The sequence below is a fragment of the Streptomyces sp. NPDC002004 genome (genome assembly GCF_053593975.1).
Window position 1 is genome coordinate 487,724 of sequence record NZ_JBSFDP010000002.1, and the last position, 15,636, is coordinate 503,359.

The 15,636-nt window shown below is 70.7% G+C and carries 12 protein-coding genes and 1 pseudogene; 4 read left to right on the forward strand and 9 right to left on the reverse strand.

Going from position 1 to position 15,636, the window contains the following annotated elements; all coding sequences use genetic code 11:
- Positions 1-12: 12 nt before the first annotated feature.
- Both ACWCP6_RS05215 and ACWCP6_RS05220 read right to left on the reverse strand, forming a co-directional pair.
- Positions 13-1,641 carry an N-acyl-D-amino-acid deacylase family protein gene (locus tag ACWCP6_RS05215; protein WP_450930954.1) on the reverse strand — a complete coding sequence of 543 codons (1,629 nt, stop codon included), beginning with the start codon at positions 1,639-1,641 and terminating at the stop codon, positions 13-15.
- A gap of 192 nt (positions 1,642-1,833) precedes the next feature.
- Complete coding sequence (locus ACWCP6_RS05220) at positions 1,834-3,186, reverse strand: amino acid deaminase (protein WP_450930955.1); 1,353 nt, start codon at positions 3,184-3,186, stop codon at positions 1,834-1,836.
- Positions 3,187-3,484: 298 nt separating this feature from the next.
- Between ACWCP6_RS05220 and ACWCP6_RS05225 the strand changes: the two genes are divergently transcribed.
- The 4 genes from ACWCP6_RS05225 (at position 3,485) to ACWCP6_RS05240 (ending at position 7,600) form a co-directional block, all read left to right on the forward strand.
- On the forward strand, positions 3,485-4,609 hold the full coding sequence (locus ACWCP6_RS05225; protein ID WP_450931115.1) for a sugar kinase: 1,125 nt from the start codon (positions 3,485-3,487) through the stop codon (positions 4,607-4,609).
- Positions 4,606-5,373, forward strand: coding sequence for an IclR family transcriptional regulator (locus ACWCP6_RS05230; protein WP_450930956.1), 768 nt, complete (start codon positions 4,606-4,608; stop codon positions 5,371-5,373). Before ACWCP6_RS05225 ends, ACWCP6_RS05230 begins: the two co-directional genes overlap by 4 nt.
- Positions 5,370-5,780, forward strand: coding sequence for a RidA family protein (locus tag ACWCP6_RS05235; protein WP_450930957.1), 411 nt, complete (start codon positions 5,370-5,372; stop codon positions 5,778-5,780). The genes ACWCP6_RS05230 and ACWCP6_RS05235 overlap by 4 nt, the downstream gene beginning before the upstream one ends.
- Positions 5,781-6,109: 329 nt before the next feature.
- On the forward strand, positions 6,110-7,600 hold the full coding sequence (locus ACWCP6_RS05240; RefSeq protein WP_450930958.1) for a GntP family permease: 1,491 nt from the start codon (positions 6,110-6,112) through the stop codon (positions 7,598-7,600).
- Positions 7,601-7,664: 64 nt separating this feature from the next.
- Here the strand turns inward: ACWCP6_RS05240 and ACWCP6_RS05245 are convergent, their stop codons facing one another.
- From ACWCP6_RS05245 to ACWCP6_RS05275, 7 genes and pseudogenes are all read right to left on the reverse strand, one after another.
- Positions 7,665-8,501, reverse strand: a complete 837-nt coding sequence (locus tag ACWCP6_RS05245) for a hypothetical protein (protein ID WP_450930959.1) — start codon at positions 8,499-8,501, stop codon at positions 7,665-7,667.
- Positions 8,482-8,685, reverse strand: coding sequence for a DUF397 domain-containing protein (locus ACWCP6_RS05250; RefSeq protein WP_450930960.1), 204 nt, complete (start codon positions 8,683-8,685; stop codon positions 8,482-8,484). Before ACWCP6_RS05250 ends, ACWCP6_RS05245 begins: the two co-directional genes overlap by 20 nt.
- Positions 8,686-8,693: 8 nt before the next feature.
- Positions 8,694-9,215 (reverse strand): annotated as a pseudogene (locus ACWCP6_RS05255) (DUF5753 domain-containing protein); the annotation flags it as partial.
- Positions 9,216-9,239: 24 nt separating this feature from the next.
- Entirely contained in the window at positions 9,240-9,623 is a 384-nt protein-coding gene (locus tag ACWCP6_RS05260) for a hypothetical protein (RefSeq protein ID WP_450930961.1), read from the reverse strand.
- Positions 9,624-9,644: 21 nt separating this feature from the next.
- The gene (locus ACWCP6_RS05265) at positions 9,645-14,384 is read right to left on the reverse strand and encodes a putative T7SS-secreted protein (RefSeq protein ID WP_450930962.1); all 4,740 of its coding nucleotides are present in this window, start codon (positions 14,382-14,384) and stop codon (positions 9,645-9,647) included.
- Positions 14,384-15,073, reverse strand: a complete 690-nt coding sequence (locus tag ACWCP6_RS05270; RefSeq protein ID WP_450930963.1) for a hypothetical protein — start codon at positions 15,071-15,073, stop codon at positions 14,384-14,386. Before ACWCP6_RS05270 ends, ACWCP6_RS05265 begins: the two co-directional genes overlap by 1 nt.
- Positions 15,070-15,585, reverse strand: coding sequence for a hypothetical protein (locus tag ACWCP6_RS05275; protein ID WP_450930964.1), 516 nt, complete (start codon positions 15,583-15,585; stop codon positions 15,070-15,072). Before ACWCP6_RS05275 ends, ACWCP6_RS05270 begins: the two co-directional genes overlap by 4 nt.
- Positions 15,586-15,636 lie beyond the last annotated feature (51 nt).

A 15,636-nucleotide genomic window follows, 5' to 3' on the forward strand; every position in this document is an offset into this window, starting at 1 on the left:
TCCTGCGGCCGGTCACCTCGTGCGGCGGACCGCCCGGCCCGCCAGCACGTCCGTGCGGCGGCCGTCCTCGACGACGAAGCGGCCGTCGATCAGAACGTGCGGGATGCCCACCGGGGGAGTGCGCGGCGCCTCGAACGTGGAGCCCGCCGCCACCGTCTCCGGGTCGAAGAGGACCAGGTCGGCGCGGTATCCCTCGCGGACCAGACCGCGGTCGGGCAGCCGCAGCCGGGCCGCGGGCCGTGACGTGAGGTGGGCGACGCACTCCTCCAGGGAGAGCAGGCCCAGTTCACGTACGTACCGGCCGAGATAGCGCGGGAACGTGCCGTACGCGCGCGGGTGCGGCTTGTCCCCCTGGAGGATGCCGTCGGAGCCCGCGGTGTGGACGCGGTGCCGCATGATCGCCCGTACGTTCTCCTCGTGCCCCACGTGCTGGAGGATCGTCGACCCGAGCCGGTCCTCGACCAGCAGCCGCCGGGCGGTCTCCCACGGTGTCCCGCCGCGCCGCCGGGCGGACTCCAGGACCGTCCTGCCGACGAAGGGAGCAAGCCCGGGACCGGGGTCCGAGACGCCGGAGATCTCGATGGTGTCCCACTCGACGGGGACGCCGTGACAGCCGTCCGAGCCCAGCACCTCCAGATGGTGCCGGATGCGCTCGGCGGTCGCGTCGTCCCGGAGCCGTGCCAGGACCGCGTCCGGTCCGCCCTCGTGCACCCAGCCGGGCAGCAGGGCGACGAGGGTGGTGGAGCCCGGGGTGTAGGGATACGTGTCCAGGGTGATGTCGGCGCCGTCGTCGAGCGCGCGGTCGAGCAGCGCGAGCAGTTCCCCGGCGCGGCCCCTGTTCACGCCGAAGTTCATGGTGGCGTGGGCGAGATGGAGCGGGCAGCCGGCCTCACGGGTCAGGGCGACCATCTCCTCGTACGCCTCCAGGGCGCCCGCCCCGTACGAGCGGTGGTGCGGACAGTAGTAGCCGCCGTGCGCGGCCACGACCCGGCACAGCTCGGTGAGTTCGGCGTCCTCGGCGTACATGCCGGGCGTGTAGGTGAGCCCGGACGACATGCCGACGGCGCCCTCCCGCATCCCCTGGGCCACCAGCTCCCGCATACGGTCCAGCTCGCGGGGCGTGGGATCCCGGTGCTCCCAGCCGACAGCGAGCATCCGGACTGTGCCCTGCGGGATCAGATACGCGGCGTTCACGGCGATGCCCTCGCCGTCGAAGCCGTGGTCGAGCCGGTCCAGGTACTCGCCGACGCTGCGCCAGCCGAAGTCGACGGTGTCGTCGCCGGGTCCGCCGCCGTTCCACCCGGCGATGGTGCGACGGACCTCCGCGAGGGTGCGGTCGTCGACCGGCGCGTACGACAGTCCGTCCTGGCCGATGACCTCCAGGGTGACGCCCTGCGCGGCCTTCGCGCGGTGGTCCGGGTCCCGGAGCAGGGCGAGGTCGCTGTGCGCGTGCATGTCGATGAACCCGGGCGCGAGGGCGAGTCCGGTCGCGTCCAGGGTGCGGCGGCCCGAGAGCGGGACGCCGGGCAGTCCCTCGCGTTGGACCGCCGTGATCCGGCCGCCGTCGACGCCGACATCGCCCCGGTACGGACGTCCCCCGCTCCCGTCGACGACGAGGGCGCCCCGAATGACGAGTTCCACACCCAGCACCTTTCCTCCCGGCCCGGCCCGGCCCGCTGTCCTCCTGCACCGCGCCACCGGCACGGTTCTGCCCCCACCCCCGGGCCGCGGGGCGCGCCCGGCCTCACCGCGGTCCTCTCCCCGGCCTTCCCGGGCCGCCCGCCCCCGGGGACTCCTGCCGGAGGGCGGGCGGGCGCGGGCCGGGGCCCTTCGCTAGAAGTAGGTGCGGATGTAGTCCGTCACCGTGCCGTCCGCCTCGACGAGGGGAATCAGCTGCCACTTGTCGAAGGACGTGCAGGGGTGGGAGAGGCCGAGGCCCACCCAGTCGCCGACCGCGAGGTCCGCCTCCGGCCCGGTGCGGAGCCAGGCGTGCTGGTCGGACAGCGCGGTGACCTCCACTCCGGTGGCCGGACGCTCGGTGCCGTCGGTGCCGGACCGGACGACCTGGGCCTCCGGCAGATCCAGGTCGTACGCGGCGTCGCGCTTGCCCGCGTTGACGAAGGCCTGCGTGGGGGTGGGCTGTGAGACGACCTGGGCCCAGAGGCGGAACGCCGGGTGCAGGGCGCCCTCCTGCGGAACCCGGTTGAAGGGCGTCAGCCGCTTGTAGTGGCCCGCGTCGTGCGAGACGTACGCGCCGGAGCGCAGCAGCTTCATGACGGGCAGGGAGAGTTCGGGGATCTCCGCGAAGACGTCGGCCACCGCGTCGAACCAGGCGCTGCCGCCCGCGCTCACCACGATCTCCTCCAGGCCGGGAGAGGCCGACGAGGAGAAGCGGCCCGCCTTGTCGAACTCCACCGCGAGCGAGGTCAGACGGCGCAGCCACGCATGGACGCGCTCCGGCGTCGGGTCCGGCACCTCGCCCTCGTAGCCGGCCACGCCCACCAGCCGCAGCGTCCGGGCCGCCGCCACCGCGTCCGCGACGGCCGCGCAGTCCGCCTCCGTCCGCGCCCCGGTGCGCGCGCCGTCGCCCGCGGCCAGCTCGACGACGACGTCGAGGGGGCGGGCCGAGCCGCGCAGCGCCTCGTCCATCAGCTCCACACCGCGTACCGAGTCGACGTAGCAGATGACCTGGAAGTCCGGGTCCCGTTCCAGCTCCCCGGCCAGCCACTTCAGCGCCGGCGCGTCCACGACCTCGTTCGCGAGGAACACCCGCTGGATCCCGAACTCCCGTGCCACCCGCACCTGGTGGGGCACCGCGAGCGTGATGCCCCATGCGCCGTGCTCGATCTGCCGGGCGAAGAGCTGGGGCGCCATCGACGTCTTGCCGTGCGGCGCGAAGGCGAGGCCGTGCCGGGTCGCGTACGTCTCCATGAGCGCGAGGTTGTGCTCCAGGCGCTCCGCGGAGAGGGCGAGGACGGGCGTGGTGAAGCCGCCGGTGAAGAGGTTCCGGCGCTGGGCGGCCAGCTCGCCGACCGTCAGTCCGGCCGCGTCCGGGGGCAGCCCCTTGAAGCGGTGGTCCACCCGTTCGTCGGCCAGTCGGGCGACGGCGCTCGTGCCGGTGCCCTCGCTGCCGGCACCACCCGTGCCGGCGCCGTCCTCGCGGACGGCGTCCTTGTCGGCGGCCATGGGAGCCTCCTCGACTCTCTGTCGTTGCAACATGTGCAACGGTCATTGCGTATGACGCTTACTGCTGTCTAACATCCGGGCCGATGCCGGGTCAACGGAGCACTCTGCCCCACCCCGGCGCCCCGCACGTGCAGGTACGACCCGAGGAGCCCGACCCGCCGTGACCACCGACGGACCCGCCCGAGTTGCCCGACGCGTCCTCCGCGGGCCCGGTTCCGGACGCGAATCCGGTTCCGGACCCGGCGTCGGCGTCCGCGGCCGGGAAGGCGGCGCCCTCGCGGACGGCACCGGTGTCCGTGTGGGCCCCGTCGACGCCGGGGCCGACGTCGACGTGGTCGCGCTCGGCGAGTCCCTGGTCACCTTCCTCCCCACGCGGCCGGGCCCCCTCGCCGATGTGCCGTCCTTCGACCGCGACATCGGCGGGGCCGAGTCCAACGTCGCCTGCGGTCTCGCCCGCGCCGGGCACCGCACCAAATGGATCAGCCGCGTCGGAACGGACGGCTTCGGTGACCATCTCGTGGCGCGGATCGCGGCCCACGGAGTCGACACGGCCGACGTCCGGCGCGACCCGTCCCGGCCCACCGGCGTCTACTTCCGCACGGCGGGGGAGCGGGCGGTGTCGCGCACGGCGCGGACGCACGGTGCCGCGCACACGGACGCGGCGGAGGCCGGAGCGACCCTCTCCGAGGTCGTCTACTACCGCGCCGGTTCGGCCGCCTCGGCGATGAGTCCCGCGAACATGCCACTCGACGCCATCCGTTCGGGCCGCGTCCTGCACCTCTCGGGCATCACCGCGGCCCTCTCGGACGACTGCCGGGCCCTGCTGTACACCCTGACGGCGCCCCACCCGGGCCGCCGTCCTCTTCTGTCCTTCGACGTCAACTACCGCGTGGGCCTGTGGCGCGAGGCCGCCGGAGCCACCCCCGCTCCCGAGGCCGGGCCCGTCCTCCTCGCACTCGCCCGCGCGAGTGACCTCGTGTTCGTCGGCGAGGACGAGGCCCGGGCCGCCTGGAGCATCACCGGCGGCCCCGCCGCGATCAGGGCGGCGCTCCCCGAACCGTCCGTCCTCGTCGTCAAACAGGGCGCCACCGGCGCCACCGCCTTCGACACCCACGACGGCACCGTCACCTTCGTGCCCGCCCTCCGCGTCGACGTCGTCGCCGAGGTCGGCGCGGGCGACGCCTTCGCCGCCGGGTTCCTGTCCGCAACGCTGCGCGGCCTCCCCGTACGGGACCGGCTGCGCCACGGCCACCTCATGGCAGCCGCCGCCCTCACCGTCCCCGGCGACCTCGGCACCCCGCCGACCCGCGGCCACGCCGACCGGCTGGCCGCCCTCGACGACGCGGCGTGGGGGAGACTGCGACTCGGCCCCGGCTGGACGCAGGCCGCTGAGCCGGCCGACGAGGAGGTACGTACACCATGAGCCAGACAGTGGACCGCGCGCTGTCGATCCTGCCGCTGCTCGCGGAGGGCCCCGCCGACCTCGGACAGGTCGCCGACCGGCTCGGCGTCCACAAGTCCACGGCGCTCCGGATCCTCCGCACGCTCCACGAGCACGGACTCGTCTACCGCCAGTCCGACCAGCGCTACCGTCTCGGCGCCCGCCTCTTCGCGCTCGCGCAGGAGGCCATGGAGAACCTCGACGTCCGCGAGATCGCCCACCCCCACCTCGTACGCCTCAACGAGGAGTGCGGGCACACCGTGCACCTCGCCGTGCACGAGGAGAACGAAGTCCTCTACATCGACAAGGTCGAGAGCCGCTACCCGGTCCGCATGTACTCGCGCATCGGCAAGCCGGTCGCCATCACGGTCGCCGCCGTGGCGAAACTCCTCCTCGCCGACCTCCCCGAAGCCGAGCGCCGCGCCCTCGCGGAGAAGCTCGACTACCCCCTGTACACGCCCCGTTCGACGCCGAACGCCGCCGCGTTCCTCAAGGAACTGGCGACCGTGCGCCAACAGGGCTGGGCCACCGACCTCGGTGGCCACGAGGAGTCCATCAACTGCGTCGCGGCCCCCGTGCGCGGCGCGGACGGACGGGTCGTCGCCGCCATGTCGGTCTCCGCGCCGAACGTCGTCGTCACCGCCGAGGAACTCCTCACGCTCCTCCCGCTCGTGCGCCGCACCGCGGACGCGATCAGCCGCGAGTACTCAGGAAAGCCCCCAGCAAAGGACACGGACACCCCATGACCGAGAAGATCGCGCTCACCCCGGACACCCACACCACCCCGCCCGCGAAGTTCTCGCACGGCGTGAAGAAGGGCAACATCCTCCAGGTCGCGGGCCAGGTCGGCTTCCTCCCGGCCGTCGAGGGACAGCCCCCGACGCCGGCCGGGCCGACCCTGCGCGAGCAGACCCGCCAGACCCTCGCCAACGTCAAGGCGATCCTCGAAGAGGGCGGCGCCACCTGGGACGACGCGATGATGATCCGCGTCTACCTCACGGACGTCGACCACTTCGCCGAGATGAACGCGATCTACAACGCGTACTTCGAGGAGCAGGGCCTGAAGGCCCCCGCCGCCGCCCGGACCACGGTCTACGTCGGTCTCCCGGCAGGCCTCCTCATCGAGATCGACGCGCTGGCCGTCCTGGACTAGCGCCCCGGGGCCGGCCCCGGGCTCGGGTGCCGGATGGCCGGTGCCAGGAGTCCGGCGCGCGGCGCCCCGAGCCCGCTGTCCGGTGCCGTGAACACCCGGCCCGAACCCGGCCGGCGCCCCGCCCATACCCGGCGTATCCCGCCCATACCCGGCCTCACCCAGCCGTACCTCCGCGCGCCCGCACCCGGCTCTCCCGCCCGCTTCGGGCGGTCAACCCCCCACCCCTCGCAAGCCGTTGGTCGTCACGGCGCGTCGCCCCCCGCTCGACGGGGCGCCGCGCCGCGATCCTCCCTGCCCGAAAGCTCCATGTACTTAAGAGGACCCCCTCCATGTCGTCCCTCCCCCTGCTCGCCGCAACCGCGCCGCCCCCGGCCCCCACCCCGCCCCACACCGGCGGCCTCATAGCCCTGATCCCCGGCACCGCGGGCCTGCTGACGGTCGCCGCCCTCGGGATCGCCCTGCTGCTCGTCCTCATCATCAAGGCCAGGCTGCAGCCCTTCGTGGCGCTGCTCGCGGTCTCGATCGCCGTGGGCCTGGCGGCGGGCCTCTCCGTCACCGAACTCTTCGGCACCGTCCAGCGCTCCGACGCCGTGTCGCTCATCGAACAGGGCATGGGCGGCATCCTCGGCCATGTCGCGATCATCATCGGCCTGGGCACGATGCTCGGCGCGATCCTGGAGGTGTCGGGCGGCGCCGAGGTCCTGGCGACCCGCCTGCTGAACCTCTTCGGCGAGCAGCGCGCCCCGCTCGCCATGGGCCTGACCGGCCTCATCTTCGGTATCCCCGTCTTCTTCGACGTGGGCATCTTCGTCCTCGCGCCCATCGTGTACGCGGCGGCCAAGCGGGGCGGCAAGTCGATCCTGCTGTACTGTCTCCCGCTCCTCGCGGGCCTGTCGATGACCCACGCCTTCCTGCCCCCGCACCCGGGCCCCGTGGCCGCGGCGGGCCTCCTGCACGTGCAGCTCGGCTGGGTCGTCCTCATGGGCATCGTCTGCGGTGTCCCGGCCGTACTGGCCGCGTGGGCCTGGTCGGCGTGGATAGGCAAGCGCATCTTCGTGCCCGTCCCGCAGGACATGGTCGAGGCGGCCGAGGAGGCGAAGCAGACGGTCGCCGCCGAACGCCGACGGGTGGGCGTGGGCGCCCAGGAGACTCCGGTCCCGCTGACGACGGTCCTGACGATCATCGGCACCCCGCTCGTCCTGATCCTCCTGGCGACCTTCTCCTCGATCGCCTTCGCCCCCTCCACGGGCCGCTCGGTGATCGAGTTCTTCGGCCACCCCTTCGTCGCCCTGACGATCGCCCTGGTCCTGGCCTACTACCTGCTGGGCATCCGCCGGGGCTGGACCCGCAAGTCCCTGGAACAGGTGTCGACGGCCTCCCTCAAGCCCGTCGGCAACATCCTTCTGGTCGTCGGCGCGGGCGGGATCTTCGGCGCGGTCCTCAAGGGCAGCGGCGTGGCCCAGGCCCTCGCGGACACGTTCCAGGGCGTCGGACTGCCCGTCCTCGTCCTGGCCTACCTGATCTCCCTGGTCCTGCGCGTCGCCCAGGGCTCGGCCACGGTGGCCATCGTCACCACCGCCGGCATCGTCTGGCCCCTCCTCGAACACGGCGGCCACTCCCAGGCGTTCATGGCCCTCGTCATCATGGCCATCTCCGCCGGCTCCATCTTCGCCTCCCACGTCAACGACGGCGGCTTCTGGATGGTCGCCAAGTACTTCGGCATCACGGAACGCGACACCCTCAGGACCTGGACGGTCCTGGAGTCGGTCCTGTCGGTGGCGGGGTTCGCGGTGGCGGGGGTGCTGAGTCTGTTCGTGTAGGGCGGGTCTCCCCGACGGTCGGGGCGCCCCGGGTCAACACGTCCCGGGGCGCCCGGCAGTCCGCTCAGCGGCGCGCGCGGGAGGGTCGGCGCCGCTCGATACGGCCGAGGTCGCCGGCGAGCAGATCACGGTGACCGATCCCGAAGTCCCCGTTGACCAGCACCTCTCCGTCACCGAAGTACCGCCCCACGACCCTGTCGGGCAGAAAGGCACGCAGACCGTGCCGCATCCGCCCCGGGTGGTCCACGGCGGCCCCCCAGCCGTCCGGGGCCTGATCGCTGGAGAACAGCACCCAGTGATCCACGGGGACGTCGGCGTCGAGATCCGGCGCATCTCCGGTGTGGCAGTCGAGCGCAGGCAAGGCCAACTGCTCCGGATCATGCGGCGGATACCAGATCAGCAGCGGCTTGGCCGTCTTCGCGTCGGCGTTGTCGAAGCAGCACAGGGCGACGGCGTGCTCCGGGAAGTGCTCGGCGTAGAAGGCCAGGAGGCCCGGCTTGATCGACGGCCTCCGACTCCGCGGCACCCGGTACAGCGCCGCTGGGATGAGGGTGGGATCGTCGGCGAGCAGCACGGTGTAGACGTCGTGCTCGAAGACCCGCACGGCCGGCTGCGGACTCGCGTCCATCCAGTCGAAGCCGTCGCCCGCGCTGTCGTTCGGAGGCGCGACGGCGTCCACCATCCGGCGCAGGATGTCCTGGTCGCGCCCGGCCGAGATGAACTGCTCGGGCGCGAGCTGCCGGGTGGGCAGATGCAGCAGCATGGCGTTCGGCCCGTCCGCCAGATTGACGGCGGTGTTCTGGTAGCCCATGACGTGGACGAGGCCATGCGCAGGGTGCTGCAACCGCCCGCAGTACAGCACCGTCCCGGAGAACGCGGCCTCACCGGTCGAGATGCACATCCGGGTCCTTCAGGGCATCGATGAACGAGGTGAAGGCGGTGCCCGGGAACGTGAGGATCGCTCCGGCGGGGGCCTTGGAGTCCCGGATGGCCATGTGGGTGTCCTGGTGGGCGACTTCTACGCAGGCGTTGCCTTCGCCTCCGCCGGAGAAGGAGGACTTCTTCCATGAGGTAGGGGTGAACATGGTGGTCCTCACAACTCCTTGGCCAACCGATGGATGAAGTCACGTGACTGCTCAGGGGGCAGCGCTTCTCCTGCCACCCTACGGAAGAGCGTTCGAAAGTGTTCCAGTTGGGCCTCGGAGTCGACAAAGGCGGTGCCGTGCGGTGCATCGCGTACGACGGTGTCGAGCCGGGGGACCACGCCGCCCAGGTGGACCATGGTGCTTCCGGCTCCCGCGAAGTCGTCCAGCGCGAAAGGGATGACACGCACGGTGACGTGGTCGGCTTCGGACACTTCCAGGATGCGGCTCAGCTGCGCCCGGGAGGCTGCCCGTCCGGCCACCCGGATGCGGAGCGCCGCCTCATGGATCACGGTCTCGTACGGAATGGGATCGGTGCCCTGGATGACGACTCTCCGCCTCATCCGGTGCTCCACACGGAGGTCCACCTCGCTTTCCGGGAACTCAGGGTTCATGTAGGCGAAGAGGGTCCGGGCATAGTCCCGCGTCTGCAGGAGCCCCGGCACGTGGATGACGGCCACGTCCTTGCGGAACGGTGGTGTTGCATTTTCTTGCGGTCAGGGCGTCCTCGATTCAAGTGCCTGGAGCAGGTTGGCGAGGTCATTCTCTGTCGTTACGCAGAATTCTTGATCAGTCTCCGAGAGGGTGGCTAGGGCCTGGTTGAAGTTCACGCCGTCGGGGCCTGAATTCATCAGTAGTCTAGTGGGGGCAAGGGTCCAATTCCGTGCGGCTCTAAAAGTCCACTCCAGTTCCAGGGGTGTTTCTTGGATCACGGATTCAAAAATGGCCTTCAGTTCGCTTCGGGGATTCGCAAACCTCCAGGAGATGAACGAAACCTGCTGATATCCGTAGGTGGGGTGCCGCTCGACGGGGAGTCTGAACCAGGTGACAGTGTCAATCCTGTTGAGGGCGTGCTTGAATCGCTCGCCACGTTCGGTCATTTCGAGTCACTTGCCTTTCTGTTAGCGGCGAAGCTCCCATGGTGGAGGCATCCTGTAGTCCCCGTTGTGCCGGATTATTTTTTCGCCGCCGTTCATATGGCGAAGCGCCCTCTCGTAGTCACCAAGAGGTACAGGATCCAGGCTGAGCGTCGGGTCGTAGACGTACTTATTATCTGTGTATACCTCGTGGAATATGTAGTCCTCGACTGTGCGGCCACCGTGCTCCGGGATCTTGATGTCGTTCCCAGAATGTGTCGTGTAGTGGATTATCCTTCCTTCGCCCCCGGCTCTGTTGGATATGAACGAGGCGATGTCTGAGCAGTCGATCTCGGGTCCGCGAGGAGCCGCTCTCATCGCGTCTGTCAATGTGCTGCTCGGCGGATGATTCGGGTTGGCCTTGCGGAGGTCGAAGGAGCCACGCCCCTCCTGGCAGGCTTCTGGGGCAAGTCCGAGATGATCTGCCCAAATCGTTGGGTTCTCTACGTAAGCCGTAGGGTTTGGGGCTGGGGTGAGACCGAGGGGATCCAGCGTGACGTACCGCGCCGTCTCCGGGTCGTAATGCCTGAAGTAGTTGTAATGCAGCCCCGTTTCCGGGTCGTAGTACTGGCCCGGGAAGCGGAGTGGGGTGTACGTCGTGCTGCTGGCTGACCAGGCCGTCGTGCCCCAGAGGGTGCTGCGCGTGCGCCACGCGATGTCGCCCTGTTCGTCGACGAGTTCGGTCGGGGTGCCGACGAGGTCCGTGACGATGGCGAAGAAGCGGGAGTCGATCTCCTGCTGCGGGGCGTCCGCCGCGGTGAGGCGTTCGGTCTGGGAGATCGGGTGCAGGCCGTCGTGGTCCCAGGTCAGCGTGACCGGGTTGGGCAAGCCCCCTGAGGTCGTCGTCTGCTCGCAGAGCGTCGTGCCGTCCCAGGTGAAGTCGACGCGTTCGACGACCGTATCGCCGTCCGGCCCCAGGCGGAGTTTGGCGGTGCGGCGGCCCAGAGGGTCGTAGGTGTAGCGCCAGCAGGTGCCGTCGGGGGTGAGGACCGACGTCAGGCGGTCCTCCGCGTCCCATTCGTATCGCCACGTGTCCGGCTTGCGGGAGAGGCGGGTCTTCTGGCGGAGGGTGATGCGGCCCAGCGCGTCGTGCTCGTAACGGACGTTGCCCGCGCGCGTGATGCGGGTGCCGACGTACTCGCGGGCGCCGGTCGCCTCGCCGCCCGGGTGCGACGTCGGCCAGGTCGCCGCCGCCTGGTTGCCCGCGTCGTCGTAGGCGTACGTCTCCGTCCAGTTCGCCGAGTGGACCGCCGTTACGCGGCCCGCGGGATCCAGGTCGAAGCGGCGGGAGCCGGAGAGCTGGTCGTCGATGCCGACGAGATTGCCGTCGGCGCGGTAGGTGTAGGCCCGGTGCTGGACCGACTGGCCGTCCGGCCTGGTCACCGACTGGCTGGTCAGGCGGCCCAGAGGGTCGTAGGTGTGGGCCAGCGTGATCGTTTCGCCGATGGTGCGTGTCAGTTCGCGGCCCATCGCGTCGTACGCGAAGTCGATCGGGCGGCCCGAGGCCACCAGCCCGGTGCGGCGGCCCGCCGCGTCGTACGTCCACGTAGTCGTCGCGCCGGTGGGCGTGGTGCGGCCGGTGCGACGGCCCAGCTCGTCGTACGTGTACGTCACCGCACGGCCGTCGACGGTCTGGGACCTCAGGTTGCCGAAGCGGTCACGCAGCAGTGTCAGCGTCGTGCCCGGGCCCGTCGCCTGGGCCAGCTGGTCCGTCATGTCGTACAGGTAGGTCGTGACCTGGCCGGCCGCGTCCTTGCGGGTCACCTGGCCCAGCGCGTTGCGCTCGAACGCGGTCACCTGGCCGAGGGAGTTCATCCGGGAGGTCAGGCGGCCGGCCCCGTCGTGCGCGTACGTGAGCGTGCGGTCGTCGAAGTCCGTCTCCGAGACGAGGCGGCCGGCGGGGTCGTACGCGTAGTCCCAGGTCAGGGCCTGCGGGTTGGTCACCCGCGTCAGCCGCAGCTCCGTGTCGTGCTCGAACTCGTACCGGACTCCGTCCGGCCCCGTGCGTGCCGACAGCAGGTCGAAGTGCGTGTACTCGAAGCGGGAGACGCCGCCCATCGGGTCGGTGTGGCTCGTGCAGTTGCCCTCGCCGTCGTACTCCCACGACTCCTCGGTCCCGTCCGGAGCGACACGGCGGGCCAGTCTGCCCTCGACCGTCCATTCCAGGCGAGTCACGGCCCCCGCCGGGTCCGTGATGGTGACCGGCCGTCCGAACGCGTCGCGTTCGTACCTCGTCGTCGCCCCGAGCGAGTCGGTGATCTCGACGGGCAGCCCGGCCCGGTCGCAGCGGACCGTCGTCGTGTTGCCCAGAGGATCGGTGACGGACGTGAGGCGGCCCGCTTCGTCGTACGTGAAGTGGGTCGTGGCCCGCCCCGAGAGGCCCGTCACCGAGGTGCGGTTGCCGCGTTCGTCGTACGTCTGGCGCGAGACCGTGCCGTCGGAGTGGACCACCTTCACCGGCAGCCCGAGTTCGTTGTACTCGGCCTTCGCCTCCCGCCCGTCCGGGCGGGTCACGGCGAGCAGGTTGCCCGTCTCGTCGTAGCGGAAGGCGGTCGTGTGGCCGAGCGGATCGGTCCGGGAGAGGAGCCGGTTGCGGCGGTCGCGCTGGAAGCGCGTGATCGCCCCGGTCGCGTCGATCTCGGCCGTGACCTGCATCCGGTCGTTGATGACGTACTGGGCGGTGTGGCCGAACGAGTCCGTGATGGAGGTGATCCGCTGCCCCGTTTCCGGGTCGACGGCGTCGTAGGCGAAGGTGGAGCGCTGGTGCCCGGCAGCCCCGGCCTGGTAGGTGCAGCGGTCCTGCTCGTCGTAGACGTACTCGAAGCGGCTGCCGTTCGTGTCCGTCCACGACGTGATCCGGCCGTGCTCGTCGCAGCCGAAGCGCAGTGGACGGCCCGACGAGTTGATCACCTCGGTGAGGTGGCCGTCGCTGTAGCCGTAGCGGAGTACTTCCTGGTCCGAGCCGTCGCTCGCCGCTCCGGCCAGATGCAGGCCGGTTATTCGCCCGTTCTCGGTGGTGAGCTTCAGGTGGTGGCCGGCGCTGTGGACGATTCCGAGCGGACTGCCCTCGGCGTCGTACTCGAACGTGATCCAGTTGCCGTTGCGGTCGTCGATCTGTTCCAGGACGGCGAGGTCGTCGGCCCGGTCGGTGAAGTGCCACACCCGGTGTGTCTCCGGGTCGGTGACGGTGTAGCCGCCGTCCTCGCGGTCCAGGGGCCAGCGGGGCCCGTGGGAGGGCAGCACCGGGAGGCCGGGCGCGGGATGCGGATAGGCCAGGAGCATTCCGTCCTCGTGGACGAACACGATCCCCTCGGAATCGATCTCCAGGCGCTGATCGACCGTGCTGGTCCAGGTGGGGCCGAACCACAGTCCCGCCCGGTAGGAGGACTCGAAGGAACGCTTGAAGACGAGCGGGAGCGAGCCCGGCAGGGAGACGTCGGTCTGGGGCAGCACCATGCTGCCTGTGGCGACGTCGACGGGGTCCTTCTCGCAGACCTTCTCGTGCGGCCGCCGACCCACGCCCTCCGGGTGCTCCGTCACGCCACGGCGCGCTGCTCCCCGCGTCGCAGACTCCGCGGCCCCCTCGATCCCCTCCCGCGCAACGGTCCGCGCCCCGCCCGCCGCCAGTCCCGCCCCGTCGCCGAAGAGGAAGTTGGGCAGCAGCTTGCCCAGGGCCTCGGCGGGGTCCTTCTTGAAGTCGTCGACGAAGGTCTTCAGGGCGCGGTCGGGGTGGGCGCCCGTGGAGACGAGCCCCGACAGCGTCATGCTGACGTTCTGCAGATACGCCGCGGGGTGGGTGACGTTGTACGGGTCCGTGGGGTCGATGCCGCGGACGAAGGCATAGAGGCCGGTGGTGCCCTTGACCACGCCGCCGGCGAAGTGGGTGAGTTCGACGGTGCTGGCCTTGGCGCTGTCGACGGCGCCGTCCTTGAGGCGGGCCAGCGGAGGGGGCTCGGCCGGGGCGTGGGCCAGGGCGGTACTCACCGCCTTCTGCGCCGTGTGGCCGGCTTCGTTGCGCTGCTTGCGGGCGCCGGCGAGGATCTCGTGGGCCCGCTCGATGTCCGACTTGCCCGGGTCCTTGAACGGTCCCGGGCGCGGTCCCGGGTCCTTGTCGGCCATGATGGCGGCGTTGTAGGTGTCGACGCGCTTGTTGAACGCCTTCACGGCCTCGTCGGAGGCGTGCTTTCCCTTCGTGTACAGGTCGATGGCGTCCTTGGCCTGCCGCTGTGCCCAGGCCACGGTGTCGGCGTAGGTCTCCAGCGCGTCGGCCGCCTTCTGGCAGGCGTCGGCCGCGTGCAGCCATTTGACCGGGTGCATGGCGAACTTCTCGCGGAAGGTGTCGGCGGCCTCGCCCTTCCAGTGCGAGGAGTCCAGTTTCCGCATGCCCTGGCCGACCTGGTCGAAGGCCTTGTGGAAGTCCTTCAGATGGCCTGCGCTCTTGCGGATCGAACCCGGCAGGCCGTGCACCAGTTCGAAGGGTGCGTCGGTCTCGCCGAGCTGCTTCTCGCCCACGGAGGCGCCCAGTTCGGATCCGGCGTAGTCGGCGAGGTAGTCGACCGCGTGCGCGGTCTCGTCGGCGCCGACGTACTCCAGAGCGTCCGCAGCCTTGTGGGCGCCCCACTGGACGCCCTCGCCGAGTGCCTTCTTGCCGTCGTCCCAGCCGCTCTCCAGCGCACCCAGGCCCGAGTTGAGGCCATCTTCGAGGGAATCTCCCAGACCGCCCATCAGCCGGCGCCCCCGTCCTGCGTGGCGGCCTGCCCGTGGGCCCGAGCGGCCTCGGCCGCGGCGCGCTCCTCGGGCGTGGGCCCGTATCCCCGCTTCAGGAAGTCGTCGTACTGCTCGTCGTTCATGCCGGTGATCGACTGCATGCCCGCGCGGTCGGCCGTCATCACGTCCCGGCTCGCGTCGTTCCAGCCCTGCTTGCTGTGCTCCCAGGCGTCCTCGAAGGACTTCCTGCTGTAGTCGGGGTGCAGGTAGGTCTGCTTCTCCAGCTCCTCCGGGCTCATCCTCGTCACCTGGTCCTCCGACAGGTGCGGGTTGCCGCCGATGTCGTTCGTGGCCACCTTGAGGGTGCCCTCCACGTACTGGTCCGTCTCGTTGAACGTCCCGGCCGACAGGCCCACCCCCTCGGCGAAGGCGTTCGCCTCGTTCACCAGCGCGCGCACTCCCCACTCCCAGCGCTCGCAGAACGAGTCGAACACCGACTGCAGGCCCTCGTGCCCCATCTGCAAGCCGCTGAGTTCGAGGTCCGAGAATCCCCGCCCGGCATTGGCGTTGCCGAGCATGCCGAGTTCCTCCAGCTCGGCCAGGGTCCCGTTGATGCCCTGGGTGATCAGCGCCAGGCCGTCCACCTTCAGGCTCTCGCCGCTGTGCCCCGAGTCCTCACGACGGATGAGTTCACCGTGCGGGCTCATCGCACCTCCCCGTTGGTCGAGTCGTCCGGTCCCACCGCCGCCGCGTCCGGCACGATTCCGGCCACCGGCGGGAACAGCACCTCGTCCCCGTGGCTCCCCACGTCCAGTGCCACCCCGCACGGGACGTCCAGCGCGGGGACGAAACCGTCCAGCAGCCGCGCCCCCAGCACGGCTTGATACGCCCGTTCCCGCGCCCCTTCACCTCTCGCGACCGCGAAGCGGGCCAGGGTCGCCTCGTCGGAGAAGGCGAGGATCCAGCGGACTCCGCCGAAGTCGTTGGTCAGCGGGGAACCGTCGTCCGCGAGCGGGAGGAGGACCGGCCTGCGCCGGAACTCGCCCAGGATCGATGCGAACTCCCGTCCGCGGCGAATGACGTCGTCGGACGGCGAAGCGGCGGTCTCGGCCCGTGGGCCGTCGACCGTGGCAGGACCGGTCGCGTACCCCTGTATGCGGGACGTCGGGATGTGCCCCTCCGGCACACTGCTGTCACCGCTTCCCCCCATGTGCGTCATGATCCGATCATCACATCGAGATGTTTTCGAATGCAATTCACTTCAGGACAC